The organism is Arthrobacter sp. Y3221159 (assembly GCF_059089885.1).
In genome coordinates this window covers 291,269-308,351 of the sequence record NZ_JBNHFC010000002.1, presented here as the reverse complement: position 1 = coordinate 308,351, position 17,083 = coordinate 291,269, and the positions used below count along the sequence as shown (strand labels likewise).

At 64.5% G+C, this 17,083-nt stretch carries 13 protein-coding genes; 4 read left to right on the top strand and 9 right to left on the bottom strand.

Features of this window, described 5'->3' with window-relative positions:
• Positions 1-73 precede the first annotated feature (73 nt).
• Positions 74-1,081, bottom strand: coding sequence for a family 43 glycosylhydrolase (locus tag AC5RT3_RS03825; protein WP_494053461.1), 1,008 nt, complete (start codon positions 1,079-1,081; stop codon positions 74-76).
• 195 nt (positions 1,082-1,276) lie between these two features.
• On the opposite strand from AC5RT3_RS03825, the gene AC5RT3_RS03820 reads away from it, so the two are divergent.
• The 3 genes from AC5RT3_RS03820 to map all read left to right on the top strand — a co-directional run bounded on the left by AC5RT3_RS03820 (position 1,277) and on the right by map (position 4,974).
• Complete coding sequence (locus AC5RT3_RS03820; protein ID WP_494053462.1) at positions 1,277-2,323, top strand: DUF808 domain-containing protein; 1,047 nt, start codon at positions 1,277-1,279, stop codon at positions 2,321-2,323.
• Between the two features lie 56 nt (positions 2,324-2,379).
• On the top strand, positions 2,380-4,119 hold the full coding sequence (locus AC5RT3_RS03815; protein ID WP_494123538.1) for an HNH endonuclease signature motif containing protein: 1,740 nt from the start codon (positions 2,380-2,382) through the stop codon (positions 4,117-4,119).
• A gap of 72 nt (positions 4,120-4,191) precedes the next feature.
• Positions 4,192-4,974: a type I methionyl aminopeptidase gene (map, locus tag AC5RT3_RS03810; protein WP_494053585.1), complete on the top strand. Its 783-nt coding sequence runs from the start codon at positions 4,192-4,194 to the stop codon at positions 4,972-4,974.
• Between the two features lie 36 nt (positions 4,975-5,010).
• On the opposite strand, the gene AC5RT3_RS03805 is transcribed toward map, so the two are convergent.
• The 8 genes from AC5RT3_RS03805 to AC5RT3_RS03770 all read right to left on the bottom strand — a co-directional run bounded on the left by AC5RT3_RS03805 (position 5,011) and on the right by AC5RT3_RS03770 (position 15,941).
• The gene (locus AC5RT3_RS03805) at positions 5,011-8,478 is read right to left on the bottom strand and encodes a DEAD/DEAH box helicase (protein ID WP_494123565.1); all 3,468 of its coding nucleotides are present in this window, start codon (positions 8,476-8,478) and stop codon (positions 5,011-5,013) included.
• A gap of 141 nt (positions 8,479-8,619) precedes the next feature.
• Positions 8,620-9,486 (bottom strand): sugar phosphate isomerase/epimerase family protein, encoded by an 867-nt coding sequence (locus tag AC5RT3_RS03800; RefSeq protein ID WP_494123564.1) that lies wholly within the window; start codon positions 9,484-9,486, stop codon positions 8,620-8,622.
• A complete protein-coding gene (locus tag AC5RT3_RS03795) occupies positions 9,486-10,322 on the bottom strand; it encodes a carbohydrate ABC transporter permease (RefSeq protein ID WP_494053583.1) in 837 nt (278 codons plus the stop codon). Before AC5RT3_RS03795 ends, AC5RT3_RS03800 begins: the two co-directional genes overlap by 1 nt.
• The gene (locus AC5RT3_RS03790) at positions 10,316-11,116 is read right to left on the bottom strand and encodes a carbohydrate ABC transporter permease (protein WP_494123537.1); all 801 of its coding nucleotides are present in this window, start codon (positions 11,114-11,116) and stop codon (positions 10,316-10,318) included. The genes AC5RT3_RS03795 and AC5RT3_RS03790 overlap by 7 nt, the downstream gene beginning before the upstream one ends.
• 182 nt (positions 11,117-11,298) lie before the next feature.
• Complete coding sequence (locus AC5RT3_RS03785) at positions 11,299-12,618, bottom strand: ABC transporter substrate-binding protein (protein WP_494123536.1); 1,320 nt, start codon at positions 12,616-12,618, stop codon at positions 11,299-11,301.
• A gap of 179 nt (positions 12,619-12,797) precedes the next feature.
• On the bottom strand, positions 12,798-13,901 hold the full coding sequence (locus AC5RT3_RS03780) for a LacI family DNA-binding transcriptional regulator (protein WP_494123535.1): 1,104 nt from the start codon (positions 13,899-13,901) through the stop codon (positions 12,798-12,800).
• Positions 13,902-13,960: 59 nt separating this feature from the next.
• Positions 13,961-14,839, bottom strand: coding sequence for a PfkB family carbohydrate kinase (locus AC5RT3_RS03775; protein WP_494123534.1), 879 nt, complete (start codon positions 14,837-14,839; stop codon positions 13,961-13,963).
• Between the two features lie 100 nt (positions 14,840-14,939).
• On the bottom strand, positions 14,940-15,941 hold the full coding sequence (locus AC5RT3_RS03770) for an SIS domain-containing protein (protein WP_494123533.1): 1,002 nt from the start codon (positions 15,939-15,941) through the stop codon (positions 14,940-14,942).
• Between the two features lie 263 nt (positions 15,942-16,204).
• Here AC5RT3_RS03770 and AC5RT3_RS03765 point away from each other — a divergent pair, with 263 nt between their 5' ends.
• Positions 16,205-17,053: a DMP19 family protein gene (locus AC5RT3_RS03765; protein ID WP_494123532.1), complete on the top strand. Its 849-nt coding sequence runs from the start codon at positions 16,205-16,207 to the stop codon at positions 17,051-17,053.
• The last annotated feature ends 30 nt before the right edge of the window (positions 17,054-17,083 follow it).

The window sequence follows — 17,083 nt, the reverse complement described above, 5'->3', positions numbered from 1 at the left end:
CAAGCCCTGGACCGGTGCCGGCAGCAGCTGGCTTATAGTTCCAGGGTTTGGCCCGCTGTCGTGCGTGCTGCCTTCAGTGTTCGGTGCACACCAGGACGCCGTCACGGACTTCCAGGACGGCCGCCCGGACGTGGCTCAGGCGCGTGCGCGGGCCCGCTTCCATGCTGCCGATGTCCTCCCCGCCCCAGTACGGATGCGTGAAGTACACCAGCAGGGCCCGCTCCGCGCCGTCCCCGCCGGCGGGAAGCGGCACCACGTCCGCATGGCGTCCGACGACGGGCCGGCCGCCTGCCGTTTCAGGCGCGGTGAGGATGAGGCCGTCCAGGTGCTCTTGCCGTGTCCAGTCGCCCGCGGCATCTTCAGAGCGGTAGACGGCCAGGCCCCGCCATTCGTCCACGATCATCCAGTACGCCTCGGCCATCCGGAACACCTTGGGCCCTTCGTGGGGGCGCCCGGAAATCGCGACTCCTTCCAGGACCCACGATGCCGGGTCCTCCGGCGTGTCACTGACCGCGCTGTAGGTGTTGCAGTCGCGGGTTTCGTCCTTGTACCAGAGCCGGTAGCGGCCGTCCCCGCAACGTGCCACGGCCGCATCGATGGCCCGCGGGGAGTCCAGGTCAATGGCACCAAGGTATTCCCAGTGCTCCAGGTCCTTGCTGGCGAACTGCACGATGCCCGCCTGCCCGGTCCAGTCAGTCCTTACTCCGGGCAGCACGGTAAGGTACATGATCCACTGGCTGCCAATACGGACGACGTCGGGCGCCCAGAGGGTTGCGGGCTGTTCAGTTCCCGGCGTCGTGAGCCCGTCCACGGTGCCCTGGTAGGTCCAGGTGGCACCACCATCCGATGACCGCGCGACGCCGATACCCGTATCGTGCACCCATTCGACGCCGGTCAGGCCAGCTTTCGTGGCCCGGCGCTGCGTGTAGAACAGGACCCACTCGCCCCTGAGATGGTCGGCCGCCAGGATGGGGTCAGTGGGGCCGTCCCATACCGGGTCGCGGTAGGGAACCGTGAAGGCATCGGGGCGCAGGGGAGCCAGGGTGGTGATGGCCTTGTCCGTGGCAGGTGTAGCCAGCACAATTTCTCCAACGTTGTAGTTGCGGTTGTGATCCAGCATAAAGGGCGATGAGCGGTGTGAACATTGGCTGCCTCGTTCTTGTTGGGATCCCTTTACCGTCATGCGCTGGACGTATACTCCGAACATGCCAAAAACGAGCCTCAACCGAAGCATCCACGCTCAGCAGTCCGCCGTCGGGAAGCGCGGGAGCGAACTGTGAGCGGCGGTCTCGTTGCCCTGCTGGATGACGTCGCAGCCCTGGCCCGGATAGCTGCCGCCTCGGTGGACGACGTCGCGGCCGGCGCCGCCAAGGCAGGAGCTAAGGCCGCCGGCGTCGTCATCGACGACGCCGCCGTCACGCCGCAGTACGTCTCCGGCAGGGACCCGTCGCGCGAGCTGCCGATGATCAAGAAGATCTTCTGGGGCTCGCTCCGGAACAAGCTCCTGGTCATCCTGCCGGCCCTGCTGCTCATCAGCGCCTTCGCCCCGTGGGCCATCCCGTTCATCCTGATGCTGGGCGGCACCTACCTTTGCTACGAGGGGGCCGAAAAGGTCTGGCACAAGATCCGCGGCCACCACGCCGCGGAAGAGGACTCTCCGGCGGTTGACCGCGGACCGGGTGCCGAGGCCAAGGTGGTCAAGGGCGCCATCACCACGGACTTCATCCTGTCCTGCGAAATCATGGTCATCTCGATGAACGAGGTGGCCGCTGAATCAATATGGACCCGGGCGCTCATCCTGGTAGTGGTGGCCCTCGTCATCACGGTCCTTGTTTACGGCGCGGTTGCCCTCATCGTGAAGATGGACGATATCGGCCTCCACCTGGCCACCAAGGACTCCGCCGGCTCCAAGCGACTTGGCGAAATGCTCGTCAAGGGGATGCCCGCGGTGCTGGCGGGGATCACCTTCATCGGGACCATCGCCATGCTGTGGGTCGGCGGCCACATCATGCTGCAGGGCGCATACGACCTTGGCTGGCACGCGCCCTATGACCTGGTCCATGTCCTTGAGAAACCCTTTGCCGGGATTGCAGTGGTGGGCGGCCTCCTCGCCTGGCTCGTGAACACGCTGTGCTCGGCAGTACTCGGGTTGGCCTGGGGCCTGCTCGTCATGGCTGTTGTGCACCCGCTGCTGAAGGCCCTTCCGATCGGCAAGAACAAGGGCGGGCACGAGGAAGGCGACATCCGCGCCGAACTCGCCGGATACCGGCCAACGAAACGCGACGGCGAGCCCGCTCAACGGGAAGGCGATGCCGCCCATTAGCCAGTAGGCCGCAGCGCAGAGGCTGTTTTGTCAGACCCTCCTGCAATGCTTTGGGTATGGGCGGCACAACGGCGGAGGGCGTGGACGGCAGGGACGCGGTTGCAGCTGCCCTGGCGTCTGTGACCGGGTTCGCTGACGAGCTTGCGGGTGTTGTTGCCGGCAACTCTTCCGGCTGTGAAGAAAGTGATCCATTACGGGCGTTCCCGACGGACTGCCTGGACGGGTTGGCGTTGCTCGCCAGACTGGAGGCGGCCACTGCGGCGGTGAAAGTGCGGTTGGTGGCCGGGCATGCCGGGGCAGTTGCCGCGCTGCACGACCCGGACGCCGGTCCGCAGTGGGTGGCCGGCCAGCAAATGGCTGTGGTGGCCGAAGTCGCCTGCGTCCTGACCATCGGCGAACGCGCCGCGGGCGCGCTGATCGGTGCATCGCACGCTTTGACCAGCAGCCTGCCTGCAGCATTGGACGCGCTGCAGGCCGGGACGGTGTCGTGGCAGAACGCCCAGGTCCTGGTGGACGAGGCCACGGGCCTGAACGCCGCCGGCGCGGCGGCCCTGGAAGCTCACTTCCTCACCCCCGGCGCGGCTGGTCCTGACGCACTTGGGGCCGGGCCCGGGGGTGTGGCGGGGGAGTTGCCGCCGGCGAGGTTGCGGCGGAAGGTGCGGTCTTGGCGGGAACGCCACCACCCGGAATCGATCGAAACCCGGCATGCTCGGGGTGTGGCCCAGCGGCGGATGGAGTATTCTCCGGACCGCGACGGGATGGGCTGGGTCTCGCTGTTGCTGCCCGCCGAGCAGGCCAACGCGGCATGGAACCGGACCAGGGCACTGGCCCGCGGCCTCCAGGGCCCGGATGAGCCACGCACCCTTTCCCAACTGATGGCGGATATCGGGGCTGCGGCGCTCCTGGGCGCCGGGAGCAGCGTGGCTACGGGCGCGGCCACAGGTACCGGCGCCGCGGCGCTGCTGAGCACCGGGAGCAGTGTTGCGCCGGGCGCCGGGGCCGCGGCCAGCCTGGCGGAGGTCCCGTCACCGGCGGCGCAGGTGCTCGTCACCGTGCCCGTGTTCTCCCTGCTTGGCCTCACTGACGAACCCGCCGTGCTGGACGGCCACGGGCCGGTCCCGGCGTCGATGGCCCGGCAACTCGTCGCCGACGGGGCGGCGTCGTTCTACCGGGTGCTGGTGGACCCGCGGGACGGGGCGCCGCTGGAGATCGGCCGCAAGAACTACCGGATACCGGCTGCAATGCGTCGGTGGCTGCGGCTGCGGGACGGCAAGTGCCCGTTCCCCGGCTGCAGCAACGCCTCGCTCGATAATGAAGCCGACCACCTGCTGGCCTGGCATCACGGCGGGACCACCGGGATCAGGAACCTGGGACAGCCCTGCCCGAAACATCACCGCATGAAACACGCCAGCGGCTGGGAACCCACCCCGGCAACAAAGAAGGAACCACCGGGCTGGATCTCCCCGGCAGGCCGCACCTACAACAGCGAACACCAGGACTGGGAACCACCACACCTGCCACGCATGGGTGAGGCGCAAGGCCTGCCGGAGGCAGATGACTCATGGATCTTGGCAGAGACGGGCGAGCGGCAAGGCTGGCCGGACATGCCGCACCCGGACACTTGGCCGGACTTCGACCGCCTGTACCCCGAACCGCCCATCGAGGAGCCGCTAAGCGGGAACTTGGAGGACCCCGACGACCTTCCGGCCGATGATGACCTTTGGGAGGAGTTCTACGCCCTGCCGTTTGTCCTGCCCAGGGACCCGTTCGAGGACCGGGAGCAGGCGCCGGTGTAGCGGCTTGCGCGCTGCGCTGTCCCCGCCGCAGGATGGGGCCGGTACTGTAGTTGGTTTCGAGGAGGCTGCCCCATGATTGAGATCCTGAATGCCGCCGAGGTGGCCCGGGCGAAGGAAACCGGCGCCCTGGTGGCCAACATCCTGCACATGCTGAAGAGCCGCACCACGGTGGGCACCAACCTCCTGGAGATCGACGCCTGGGCCAGGGACATGATCCTCGAAGCCGGCGCGGAGTCCTGCTATGTCGATTACGCGCCGTCCTTCGGGCGCGGACCGTTCGGCCACTACATCTGCACCGGCGTCAACGATGCCGTGCTGCACGGGTTGCCGCACGACTACGCCCTGGCCGACGGGGACCTGCTGACGCTTGACCTCGCCGTCCTGAAGGGCGGGGTGGCGGCGGACTCCGCCATCAGCTTCATTGTGGGCGAAAGCAAGCACCCGGAGAGCGTGGCCCTGATCGAGGCAACGGAGCGGGCACTGCGGGCAGGGATCGCCGCTGCCGGACCGGGGGCGCGCATCGGCGACATCTCGCACGCCATCGGCTCGGTCCTCAGCGACGCGGGATACCCCGTTAACACCCAGTTCGGTGGCCACGGCATCGGATCCACCATGCACCAGGACCCGCATGTTCCGAATGCCGGACGTCCCGGCCGCGGCTTCAAGCTCCGGCCCGGACTGCTGCTTGCGCTGGAGCCCTGGGTCATGGCGGACACCGCAGAACTGGTCACCGACGCCGACGGGTGGACGCTCCGGAGCGCCACGGGCTGCCGTACAGCGCACAGTGAGCACACGATCGCCATTACCGCCAGCGGTGCCGAGATCCTGACGCTGCCGCCGCAGGGGCTTTCGTAAGTAAACGCCCCTGGCGGCAGAGCAGGCCGGCAGCCGCTACTCCTTGAACAGCCCCGCAAGGTCCTCGGCCGTGATGGCCCCGCCAGCGAGGGCATCGCCTTCCATGACGTCGGCGAACAGCTGCGACTTCCGGGCCTTCAGCGCCATGACCTTTTCCTCGATGGTGTCCTTGGCCACCAGGCGGTACACCATCACGTTCCGGGCCTGCCCGATCCGGTGCGTCCGGTCCACGGCCTGGGCCTCCGACGCCGGGTTCCACCAGGGATCCAGCAGGAAGACGTAGTCGGCCTCCGTGAGGTTCAGCCCGAAGCCGCCGGCCTTCAGCGAAATCAGGAACACCGGAGCGCTGCCGTTCTTGAACTCGCTGACCACGTCGGCACGGTTGCGGGTGCCGCCGTCGAGGTAGCAGTACTCGATGCCCTCCTCATCAAGCCGCTCGCGCACCTTCCCCAGGAACCCGGTGAACTGGCTGAAAATCAGCGCCCGGTGGCCCTCCGCCACCAGGTCCTCGAGCTGTTCGAACAGGACATCCAGCTTGCTGGACCGGATCCCGGTCAGGGCCGGGTCAACAAGGGAGGCGTCCAGGCTCAGCTGCCGCAGCAGGGTCAGTGACTGGAAGATGGTGAACCGGTTCCTGTTCACGTCCTCGATCAGCCCCAGGATCTTCTGCCGTTCGCGCTGCAGATGCGTCTGGTAGACCTTCTGGTGCCGTGGGTTCAGCACCACCTCCAGGATCTGCTCCTGCTTGGGCGGCAGGTCCTTGATCACCTGGTCCTTGGTGCGGCGCAGCATCAGCGGGCGGACCCGGCGGCGGAGCTTGTCCAGCTGCCCCTTGTCGCCGTTTTTCTCCACGGGCTTCTGGTAGTACTCCGCGAACCGCTTGGGACTGGAAAACAGGCCCGGCGCCACAATGGAGGTCAACGCCCAGAATTCCATGAGGTTGTTCTCCAGCGGTGTGCCGGTGATGGCCAGCTTGAAGGCGGCCGGCAGCTTGCGGGCGCACTGGTAGGCCTTGGACTGGTGGTTCTTCACGAACTGCGCCTCGTCCAGCACCAGGCCGGACCAGGAGCGGGAGGCGTAGGAGTCGTAGTCGATGCGGAACAGCGCGTAGGACGTGATGACAACGTCCGCATCCGTGAGTGCGGCCAGGGGATCCTGCCCGCTCTTGGCGAACGTCTCGCCCACCGCCTGCACCTTCAGTCCGGGCGCGAAGCGGGCTGCTTCGGCTGCCCAGTTGCCCACCACGCTGGTGGGGGCCACCACCAGGAAGGGCGCGACGGCGGCTGGCTGGCTTGAGGAGCCGGCGGCAGCACCGCCGTCGGGCGCCTTTGCATCGGCGCCGGCTGCGGCAACAGCCTGTTCCTTCGCCGCGCACATCAGGGCCAGTGCCTGCACGGTCTTGCCGAGGCCCATGTCGTCGGCAAGCACGCCGCCCAGGCTGTGCTTGTACAGGAATGTGAGCCAGTTGAAGCCCTCCAGCTGGTAGGGCCGGAGCTCCGCGTCCAGCGACGCCGGCAGCGGCAGCCCGTCCGTGCCGCCCTCCAGGAGGCCGCCCACGGCCGAACGCCAGGCCGCAGCCTGCTGGTCCACGATCCCCAGCTGCGCCAGCTCGTCCCACAGCCCTGCCTGGAAGCGGCTGATCTGCAGCGGAGCGTCCTTGTTGTCCTGCAGCGACCGCGCCTCTTCGATCAGCGCCCGCAGCTGGTGCAGCTGCGGCAGGTCCAGCGAGAAGTACGCGCCGCTGGGCAGCAACATCTTGGTCTGCCCCGCGGCCAGCGCGGAGAACACGGCAGCGAAGGAGACCGGCTGCCCCTCGAGGGAAATCTGGATGCCCAGGTCGAACCAGTCGCGCTGCTCGGTGGCCTTGGTGGAGATGGAGACCACCGGTGCCTCCTCGGCCTCCCGGTAGTCGGCGATATCGCCCGCTGTCTCCACCTCAACGTCCGGCGCCTGACGGAGCCGCGGCAGCACCTCCTCGGTGAAGGCCAGCGTGTCCAGGCCCTTCAGCTCGGCCGACGCCGCCAGCCGGGGAGTGCCCCAGCCTCCGGTTGCGGACTCACCAAGGGCAGGAACCACGTCCCAGGGCTGGCCGATGCCTTCCAGGATGCGCGCCTCCGCAGCGTCGTCGCGGTAGCCGTGGTCGCCGGGGTGGCGCCACAACGGCTGGGCGGTGACCAGGTTGCCGCTCTTGTAGTGCCACTCCCAGTGCAGGCGCACGCGGTGGTCGGCGCCGTAGTTCGCCAGCAGCGAGAGGCTGGGAACGGCAAGGGCGGGCAGCTCCACCGACTCGTCCCGTGCAGTTACCCGGGCCTTCTGCTTGAGTTTCGGATAGAAGCCGGTGAGGAACCGCGATTCGTCCTTCGCGGGGATGTGGAGGGCGCTGCCGGCCGTGACGAAGGCCAGGAGTTCCTCGCTCAGTCCGGCCTCCAGCGGTGCCAGGGTGATGACGCCGTCGGGATCGGGGACACCTGGCAGCGCGGCTTCGCCCGTGGTGAAGAACAGCCCGTGCGCCGGCCGTCCGATCGTCCCCACCGAGGCGGGATCAACCTGGCTTCCCTCCACGGTGATGGTGGAAGAAAGTTCCAGCCCGCCGTCGGGCGCGGCGTCCTGTCCGCCGTCGCCCCTGGCCTGCGTGCCGTATCGCCCAAGGTTGAGTCCGACGGCGGCGGGGGCCTCTGCGATCCGGACCGGCTCCGTGCCGCGCGAGTGCACCAGTGCGAGCCCGATCTTGCGGGCGTCGGACAGCAGGCTCCACAGGTTCTTGCCCGAGTAGGAGTTCAGGCCCAGCCACAGGCCGGACGAGTTGTGCATCCGGCTGGCGGAGGCGGAGTGCGCGGCCAGGAATTCCTGCATCCACTCGATATGCGCCTCGTTGCACTCCCGGCGGAAGTTCAGGTAGCTCAGGGTGTTCCAGGAGACGTCGCCGCGGATCCACTTGCCCTTGGCGCCCATGATCACCGGACGGGCCTTGAGCTGGCGGACGCTGCGCACCGGATCCCGGCGGCCGGTGTAGGAAAAGTGCGGTGCCGGTTCCTCGATCTCGAACTGGAGCGCCAGCGGGACGCCGTTGGCGGCGGGTGCGTTTCCGGCCTGCGAGATGAGCGGGCTGAGTGCCTGCTCCCAGTCGGACAGGACTGCGCCGGCGGGCTCCCGGGACACCTGGGTGGCAACCCCCGGGGACAACAGCTGCACGCGGATGGCCGGGTTGTCCTCCGCGGCAAAGAGCAGGGCGGCCACATGCTTGCAGTCCTTGCGCACGGGGCAGCTGCAGACGCCCACCGTGCAGCTCCAGCCGCCACCCCTGCGGACCAGCTTGGCGGTGGTGGAGTAGGGCACGTCGGCACCGCCCCGGACCTTGCCCAGCATGAGCCCGGTCCCGGCGTCGAACGAGATCCCGGAGACGCGGCTGCCCATGGCGTAGGCAAGCCCGGCCGCCAAGGAGCGGTCGTTGATTGCGGGGGTCTGTATTGCCAGATCCGTACTCTCGTCCGGTTGGGATGGAATGGCGCGCGCTACTTTCGGCAGGACACGGCGGAGCCGGGTCCGGTGGTTGGCTATCTGATCCATCTTAGTTCGCCGGGGTGGGAGGCGTGTGCCCTTGTCTCCCCGATGGTGGGCGTTGGTCAGATACGCGTCCGTGGCGTGCTAGCCACAGCGCCCTCCTGCTGAAGCTTGGAGGGCGCTGTCCCTGAATGCATTAAGGCACTTCTGGAAGGACGTGCGCGGTTCCAGCGTGTACGATCCGCCGCCGAATAGTTCAAACGTGAACGATTCCGTGTACTCCAACTGCCCTAACGCACGCAGTATTGCCGTCAGGTCCAGGTTGCCGTCTCCCCAAGCCAAGTGACCGGCGGGTGAGCCATCTATCAGGTGTACGTGGCGCACCCTTTTCCCAAAAGCCTCGCCATAGTCACTGATCGCATCTCCTGCCACTGCCAATGCCACAGTGTCGATCACCACCCCAAGGGCAGGATGCCCCACGTCCTCGACCATGCGTCGAAGCGATGACAGGTCGGTGACCAGATTCGACTCCACCCGCTGCAGCGGTTCCAATACGCAGGACACCCCCAGTTCCGAGGCCCGTTCACTGATCGCCTGCAAGGCAAGGACACTTCGTTCCCAGGCAAATTCCAACGGCTCGTCCTCGTAACCGCGGCCGGAGGTGAGGAACAACAGGGGCGATTCCAGCTCACTGCATATTTCGGCAGCCCGGAGGAAAAGCTGCACGCTGCCCTCCCGCAGCCATGCCTCGCCTGAAGCGATGTTGACCGGGTAGGCCACCTGCTCAGGCGTCAGGCAGGCTAGGGAGAGCCCACGTTCACGCAGCAGCTTCGCCACCTTCTTGACCCGGTGCCCGTCTGCGTCCGCGAGGTGCAGGTGGGGAGCTATGCCCCACAACTCCACCTTGGTGCGCCCCAGCTCCACCATGTCGTCCAGGCAACGCTCGAGGGTGTGGTGCTGATACGCGAAGTTGGAGCCACAGACTTGGTCCAGGCCGAAACCGGCCACCATCACTTCCCCACGCCGTCTGCCAGGCCACGGATGAAATAACGCTGGCCCGCGAAGAAGAGCACGATCACTGGGACGGCGGCGATGGCCATTCCCGCAAACACCACGGGATAGTCCGTGCCGTGTTTGGCCATGAGATTCGTAAGTCCCACCGGCAGCGTCTGCAGCGCCCCGCCGCTGGTGAAGATCATTGCGAAAAGGTATTCATTCCAGGTGAAGAGAACGTTCAGCAGGATGGTGGAGATGATGATTGGCCGGCACATCGGCAGGATGACCTGCCAGAACGCCCGTGCCTTGGAGGCGCCGTCCACGGAGGCGGCCTCATCCACCTCCGACGGCAAATCCAGCATGTAGGCACGGATCAGGAAGGTGGTGAACGGAACCCGGAAAGCGGTGTAAAGAATCAGCAGCGCCCAGAAGCTGTTGTAGAGGCCCAGGGCCTGGAACATCTTCACCAGGGGAATCAGGGCCACCGTCGGCGCCAGCATCAACCCGGCCAGGATCAGAATCAGGATGGTCCGGTTGAAGGGAATCTTGACCCTGGTCAGGCCGTAGGCAGCCCAAGCACTGATCAGCACTGTGGCTACCGTGGAGGCCAACGTGACAAGTACGCTCGTGGTGAGGTAGTCACCCACGCCGCGGTTCCAGGCGGTCACATAGTTTTCCCACCGCCAGGTTTCCGGAAGCGCAAACGGATCGGCGAACAACTCGGAATTCGATTTCACCCCGTTCAGCAGCATCCACAGCAAGGGGTAGATAACGACGATAGCCAAGGCCACCAGGAAGGCCTGGACAAAAACCCGTCCCAGGAGCATCAGGACTGAAGCGCGCGTCACCATTCCACCCTCCTGCGCTTGGCCAGCCGGAGCTGGAGTACTGCGAGGACGAGCGTGATGACGAAAACAGCGGTGGCAATGGCGGCGGCATAGCCGAAGTCGTTGCGGACAAAACCGCTGCGGTAGAGCCAGGTGCCCAGGACCTGGCTGGAATTGTTGGGGCCACCCGTGGTCATGACCATCACCTCGTTGAAAACCTGGAAGGCCCCTGAGACTGTCACTATCATCATGAGGCTGCTCATCTCGCGGACAAGGGGCAGGGAAATAGAGAAGAACCGGCGGACGGGGCCAACGCCGTCGATTGACGCCGCCTCGAAAAGTTCGGTGGGAATACGTTGCAGCGCCACTGCGAAGAGCAGGGTGCAGTAGCCAAAGCCCTGCCACTGGCTCATGGCGATGATGCCGAAGATCGCGGTGTTTTCCTGGCCGAGCCAGGCTTGTGCGAGGTGTCCGAGCCCCAGGGTTTCAAGCGCGGCGTTCAGGATGCCCATCCGCGGCTCATAGATGAAATAGAACAGGAGCCCGGCCACGGTCAGGGATATCGCGGAGGGAACGAAGTAGATTGCCCGGAGAGCGCCCCGCCACCGCTGACTGGGCAATCCCTCGACAAGAGCTGCCAGAACCAGCGCTCCGAACACCTGGAAGATGATTGAGATCCCGGCATAAAGGGTGTTGTTGACGAGCGATTTCCAGAAAATCGGGTCATTGACCATCTTGACGTAGTTGTCGGCACCAACAAAGGTCTGCCGACCGCTGTAGATGTCCCACTTGAGGAGGCTGAAGCCCAAATTCTGCACGAGTGGCAGGTAGCAGAAGACACTAAGGAGCACGACTGCTGGCAGGACCCACACCAAGTTGCGCCACCGGCGGGCGCTACTCCCGGGCCTTTGCCGGCCGCTGGGGAGACTTCTGGCGTCAGATCCGGAGGCCGAAGGAGCAGGCCTCCGGATCGTGTTGGAAGCTGTCATGGCAGGATCCGCTACCTGGCTGAGTTGGACGCGGAACGTACAGCGTCAAGGACTTGTTGTGGGGACTGGGTCCCGGCTACAAGGGCTTCGCCGCCGGCCAGCCAGGCGTCGGCCACTTCGGGAACTGTGACTGAGTCCAGCCAGATAATGGCGTCGGATGCTTCATTCACCTGCTTGATACCCTCGACCACCGGTCCGGACGAGTTTTGCTCCGATACCGCGCCCCTGACAGCGCTGGGCTGACCGTAAGGCGGCGCTGAAAGCCTCGTGGCGTTCTCCTTGCTCGTGGCGAATTTCATGAAGTCAACAGCAAGTGCCGCGTTTTTCGATTTGGCATTGATCAGGTATCCCTCCGGAGAACCTTCAATTGCCTTTGTGTCGCCCTTCGCCGTGCTTGAGGGGGGCAGCCTGAAGATGCCCAAACCGTCGTTTTTGAGCCGGGATCCCTCTGAGGCCGTTGTGTCGAATTCGAGGACCTCCTGGTAGTACATTCCGGCGGCACCGCTAGCCAATGCCTGCTGGGCGGTGGTGTATAGGACGCCGTTCGAGTCCTTGCCGCTGCCGGTGCATTCGTTGATGAGCTCCGTGAACTGTTCCATGGCCCGGAGGTAGCCCTGATTCTCGAGCTTCGCCGTCTGGGGATCGAAGTCGGCTTCCAATTCTTCAGCAGGGACCTCATAGGCGAACAACTGTTGCAGGTAGTGCAGGCCCGGCCAGCCGTCTTTGTTCCCAAACGAAATAGGTTCGTAACCGGCCCCTTTGAGTACTGAGCAGGAGGAGATCAGTTCCTCGAAGGTAGACGGCGGGTTGAGGCCCAAGTCCTTAAAAACTTTCTGGTTGTAACCCATGAATTTGCCGTTGTTGTAGAGAGGTACGGCAAAGTACTTGCCGTCCTTCTCGAAGGCCTTGAGCGACGACTCGCCGAAGGTGTTTCCCCAGTCGGTTCCAGGAGCAATAGCCGGCGTCAGATCCGCTGCAAGGCCACCGTCGATGAAGTTGTCTGCCCAGTTCCCCGCCCACGTGAAGTAGATGTCCGGCAGCGCTTGGGACGCGGTGAGGGTCTTCGTTTTGTCCTTGATGCTCTGGTCGGTTTCCTGGATGAGTTCGAAGGAGACATCCGGGTGGAGTTTGGTGTACTCCGCTGCCAGGTCCTCGAAGTACGGTTCGAGGGGATCGCCGCCAAATTTGGTAAGGATGCTCAGAGTTCCCGAGTACTCGGGCTCCTTTTGCAGATCCAACTGCGCGGCGGGCTGGCTCCCGCCGGCGCAACCGGTCAAAACAAGGGCTGTGCCCGCCAGCAGGGCTGTGATCATGTGCGTGCTTTTCCGCATGGTTTTCTACTTTCGCTCGGATGGCTGAATAGCCGAGGTCCACGGGACGAAGAGCGCCGCCCTCCGTTGGATGGCACCTACACCACGTGTGCTTTTGGGACTAAGTGATACCGGTACCACAGTGAATCATGATTAGCCGCCCCGGGGAAGGGTTTCAGGAGGAAATACTTGCCCTCGGTTTATTCGGCCGCTCGTGAAGGCGCAGGGCCGTCGGAAGAGCGGGCAATAAGGGTGGAGGGCAGTACATGCTTCCTCGGCGCGGAGGAATCACCACCGATGCGGGCGAGGAGCTGCTGTGCAGCGGCGGCGCCCAGCTCGCGCATGGGCTGCTGGATCATGGTCAGGGGTGGTTCCATGACCGCGGCCCATGGGCTGTCATCGAAGCCGATCAGGGACACGTCCTTGAGGATTCGCCGGTTGTGCATGCGCAGTGCATGGAGGGCGCCCACTGTTGCCTCGGTTTCCGTGGTGAAGACGGCAGTGGGGGGATCGGCCAGGGCAAGCATTCCGCCGATGGCCCTGGTTGCCTGTCTTTCATTTTTTAGGACGTGCGTTACCAGGGCGGTATCGAACGGTATGCCTGCTTCTTCCAGGGCATCCAGATAACCGCGAAGGCGTTCACCGTCACTCCAGAGGGCCTCATCGAGGATCTTGTGCATCTGCTGCAGGTCCGTTGCGGGGCTTAGGGTCACCGGGCCCCAAGCGAAGGCAATCCTGTGATGGCCGTTCGCAATCAAGGACGCGACGGCGGTGCGGGCGGCTTCCCGGTTATCAATGACCACCGAGTCGATATCCAGGCCGTCCACCAGGCGGTCGATAAGGACCACCGGTATTCCACGCTCCATCGCGGCGGAGATGTGCGAGACGTCGTCGTTCCTTCCCGCTGCTGACGCAACAACAAGGCCGTCAACCTGTTTGGCCAGCAGAACCCCGATGGCGTCGCGTTCCAGTTCCAGCTTCTCGTCAGTGCTCAAGGTGATGGCATCGTATCCGGCTTGTTTAGCCGTTTCAGAGATGCCCCTGAGGACCCCCGAAAAGAAGGGGTTGGCCACGTCCGCAAGAACAATGCCCAGCGTTTTGGTGATGCCGGTGCTCATGCTGCGTGCCAGGGTGTTGGCTTGATAGCCCAACCGTTCGGCAGCCAGCAGGACCTTTGCGCGGGTGGCATCACTGACCGAACCGTAGTTGCCCAGGGTGCGGGCAACGGTGGCCCTGCCAACTCCAGCGGCAGCGGCAACTTCCGAAATGGTCGGAGCGCCCCCGTGCTGATGATCCGGCGACATCCGGCTCCCTTTCTGGTCTGGAAACGCTCTGGCGCGGTTCCCATGAGGACAATTCTGCTTCAGATCCTAGTTGCTGCCGCGACGCGGTGGCCGTGCCCGAATGCACCTTCAACGTAGCACTGCCCGGCGGCCGTTTCCGCGGCGAAAGCAAGGGCACGACGCAGGGAATCTGCAGTTGGCGGGGCATCCCGCGCCCATCCGGACCGAAGGAGGCTCACGCTCAATCCCGTAACGAAGGCGTCTCCGCAGCCCATGGTATCGACGAATCTGTGCACGTCCGTTGGTGCTGCTACTTGCGTGAACAACTGCTCGCCGTCGTACAGTACTGCGCCGGCGGCCCCCCTGGTGGCAACGGCAAGCGAGGCGCCTGCCGCTGTCGCGCGGGCTAACTCTTGTGCAACAGCCTCAAATGGTGCGTTTCCCAGCGATAACAGGGCCAGATCCACGAACGGGGCCGTACGCCGCAAATATTGGTCACTCCGGCGCTCCGGCTCCCAGGAATAATCAAAGCTCACCAATGGTCCGGCCGCCCGCAGTGCCGGGAGTTGGTCTTCGGAGGCGGAGTAAACGCTCGAATGGACAAGAGCTGCAGCGGCAAGGTGGTTCCGGTGTTCAGGCTCGAGTACGAACGGTTGGCTGATGGTGACACCCCCTTCGTTCCAGCCCAGGAAGATGCGGTCTCCGTCGATAACCTTTATGTCAGTGACGCCGTTAGGGCCCTGGCGGGTCTGGCACCTGCTGACATCTACTCCCTCCGCTTCCGCCGCGGAACGGACAAAGGCGCCCAAAGGATCGGAACCGAAGACACCCATGTAGGCGGATTCCAGGCCGAGGTGGCGTGCCATGACCGCAAAGTTAAGTGAGTTTCCACCCGGATAAATAACCCCGCGGTCCAGGAACCGGTCCACGATGTTGTCCCCAAATCCAATGACTTTCATGCTTATCCTGTCTTGACGGCGGTGTCTCCCGCCGGCAGCGTCTCCGGCCTGCGGCCAATGCTTGGCCGCGCCCTGGCAGGGGCGCGGCCAACGGTGCCTGTCAGTATTCGACGACCCGGTAGTACCGGCGCAGGTCCAGCGAGTGGTTGCGGACCCGTTCCAGATGCTTGCTGATCCGGCCCGCCACGGTGTCCAAAACCAAAGGTGCCAGAAGCCCCCGGAACCTTGGGCTGATGCCAGCCAGTTCATAGTCCTTGGTGTCCAGGATGGTGGTGTTCTTGTTGTAGTTCTCGGCAAACTTGACCACCCTTTCCATGAGCGGCCTGCTCTCGTCTTCGCCCAGGAAAAGCACCAGGCTGGTGTCTTCCTCGATCAGTTCCAGGGAGCCATGGAAAAACTCGGCACCGTGGACACGCGTGGTGCGCAACCACTGCATTTCCTCAAGGATGCACATGGAGTACAAGTAGGTGAAGCCCCAGAGATTGCCGGCGCCGACGAGGAAGTGGTAGTCCGCGTCTTTGTTACGTTCCGCAAACGCTTCCGCCACAGGTTCTGCCTGGCGTGCCACCTCAACGAGGACTTCGGGGACGGTCTGGAGTTCGCCCGCGAATTCTTCATACCCCTCAAACTCTCCTCGCGCAGCCAGAAGGCGGGTGGACAGAAGCAGCAAGGGGATGTCGAACGGCCAGGTCTTGGGTTCGGTGATCAGGGCGACATCCAGAGCCTTGGCGAAGGGACTGTCGTCAAAACCGGTGAAGCCGACCGTGTAGGCGCCTTTGGCTTTGGCGAATTCAATCGCCTCGATGATGTCCTCCGTTGTCCCGGAAACAGAGGCAAAAACGGCGATCGATCCGGGCCCGAACGCTGGGTCACCGGTAAGCATTAACTCCTTGCCGATTGCTGCCCGCACGGGAAGCTTGGAACGTGAGCGGATGAAGTGTTCGTAGGGGAGCATCGCGGCATAGGTGCCACCGGCCCCGATGAGGAAGAGGTTGTCAAAACCCCGCTCCTGGATAAATTCCACGAACTGTTCGAGTTGTCCCCGCAGCGCAAGTGCACTGCGGGTCTGGGCGAGAAATTCCTCTTCTTTGAAGCCGAGCACGGGCTGTCCTTTCGTCTTTTGGGTAGTTGCTGTTGATATCTTTGATACCGGTATCACAACTGCTCAATATGCTTTCACGCCGCTCGCGGGAGGTCAATAGCTGCGGATGGGGGGGATTCCAGCAACTACTGCTGCTGGCGGCAGATCCCCGAAGATAAAAACTTCGCTTGACGTTCATTTCCTCCTCAACGGGGCGCGGCCCCGGCGCACGTAGCGTGAAAAGCGTCCCAAGCAGCACCCGCCATCAAGCAGTGAGGATTTCCATGATCACCAGCCAGCCCGCCATCCTGACCAGCAGCAGCATCGAAGCAAGCGATGAGGAGGCAGTAGAGGCAAACGTGAGCATGGTGGACGCCATGCACACCGCGCTTCTGCACACGGACGAGATGTCGCCGGTGGCCGTCCGCAGCTACTACGTGGACTTCTACCTCGCCCAGGCGCTGGAGGGCGGCTTCGCGCAGTACGCCTTCGTGGCTGGTGACAGGGCCGAAACGGACACCTTCGTCCGCGAAGGCATGGCCGGCATGGGCGCCGCCGCCCACCTGGAGCTCTTCAACCGGGCTGTTGAAGCGTATGACCACCTCTCCGACGAGGAGGAGGAGTTCTACCTCGACGGCGGGCTGGACGACATCGGGGAGACCCCCGACGCCGTCCTCCGCATGGAGGAGCTCGACGCCGAGTTCGAGGCGCTGCTTGAGCGGGAAAACATCACGGCGCTCAACGCCGCCTGGCTGCGCGGGCAGGCCGACCTGCTGGTCCTCGACGACGAGGAGGTGGGCGCGTACATCCAGCAGCTCGTTGCCCAGATCCCGGACCTGCCCGAGCGCCAGGCCAAGGCGGAAGCAGAAGCACTTGAAGATGCCCCCGATTTCGAACTTATCATCCGTGAGCTGTGCAGCATCGTGGGCTACGAGCTCGTCAGGATCACTATGGGCGATCCCAACTATATGCATGACGGTGAGAAGACCCTGGCCTGGCACTTTTCAACCGACCACGGCGACTTCCTGATGGTCGAGGAGGACGACGAAGCCTTCATGATCAACCCGGAGACGCTCGAGATCGTTGCCGCTGTGGAGTTCGAAGAGGCCGACGCGGACCTGGTCGGGGCCTAGCAGCCAGGCCGGCGGGCCGGAGCCGGTGCC

What these genes read in the sequence shown, in the direction of transcription:
- AC5RT3_RS03815 (WP_494123538.1), top strand. Translation starts at nt 2,380, where the DNA reads ATGGGCGGCACAACGGCGGAGGGCGTGGACGGCAGGGACGCGGTTGCA.
- map (WP_494053585.1), top strand. Translation starts at nt 4,192, where the DNA reads ATGATTGAGATCCTGAATGCCGCCGAGGTGGCCCGGGCGAAGGAAACC.
- AC5RT3_RS03800 (WP_494123564.1), bottom strand. Translation starts at nt 9,486, where the DNA reads ATGGTGGCCGGTTTCGGCCTGGACCAAGTCTGTGGCTCCAACTTCGCG.
- AC5RT3_RS03795 (WP_494053583.1), bottom strand. Translation starts at nt 10,322, where the DNA reads ATGGTGACGCGCGCTTCAGTCCTGATGCTCCTGGGACGGGTTTTTGTC.
- AC5RT3_RS03785 (WP_494123536.1), bottom strand. Translation starts at nt 12,618, where the DNA reads ATGCGGAAAAGCACGCACATGATCACAGCCCTGCTGGCGGGCACAGCC.
- AC5RT3_RS03780 (WP_494123535.1), bottom strand. Translation starts at nt 13,901, where the DNA reads ATGTCGCCGGATCATCAGCACGGGGGCGCTCCGACCATTTCGGAAGTT.
- AC5RT3_RS03775 (WP_494123534.1), bottom strand. Translation starts at nt 14,839, where the DNA reads ATGAAAGTCATTGGATTTGGGGACAACATCGTGGACCGGTTCCTGGAC.
- AC5RT3_RS03765 (WP_494123532.1), top strand. Translation starts at nt 16,205, where the DNA reads ATGATCACCAGCCAGCCCGCCATCCTGACCAGCAGCAGCATCGAAGCA.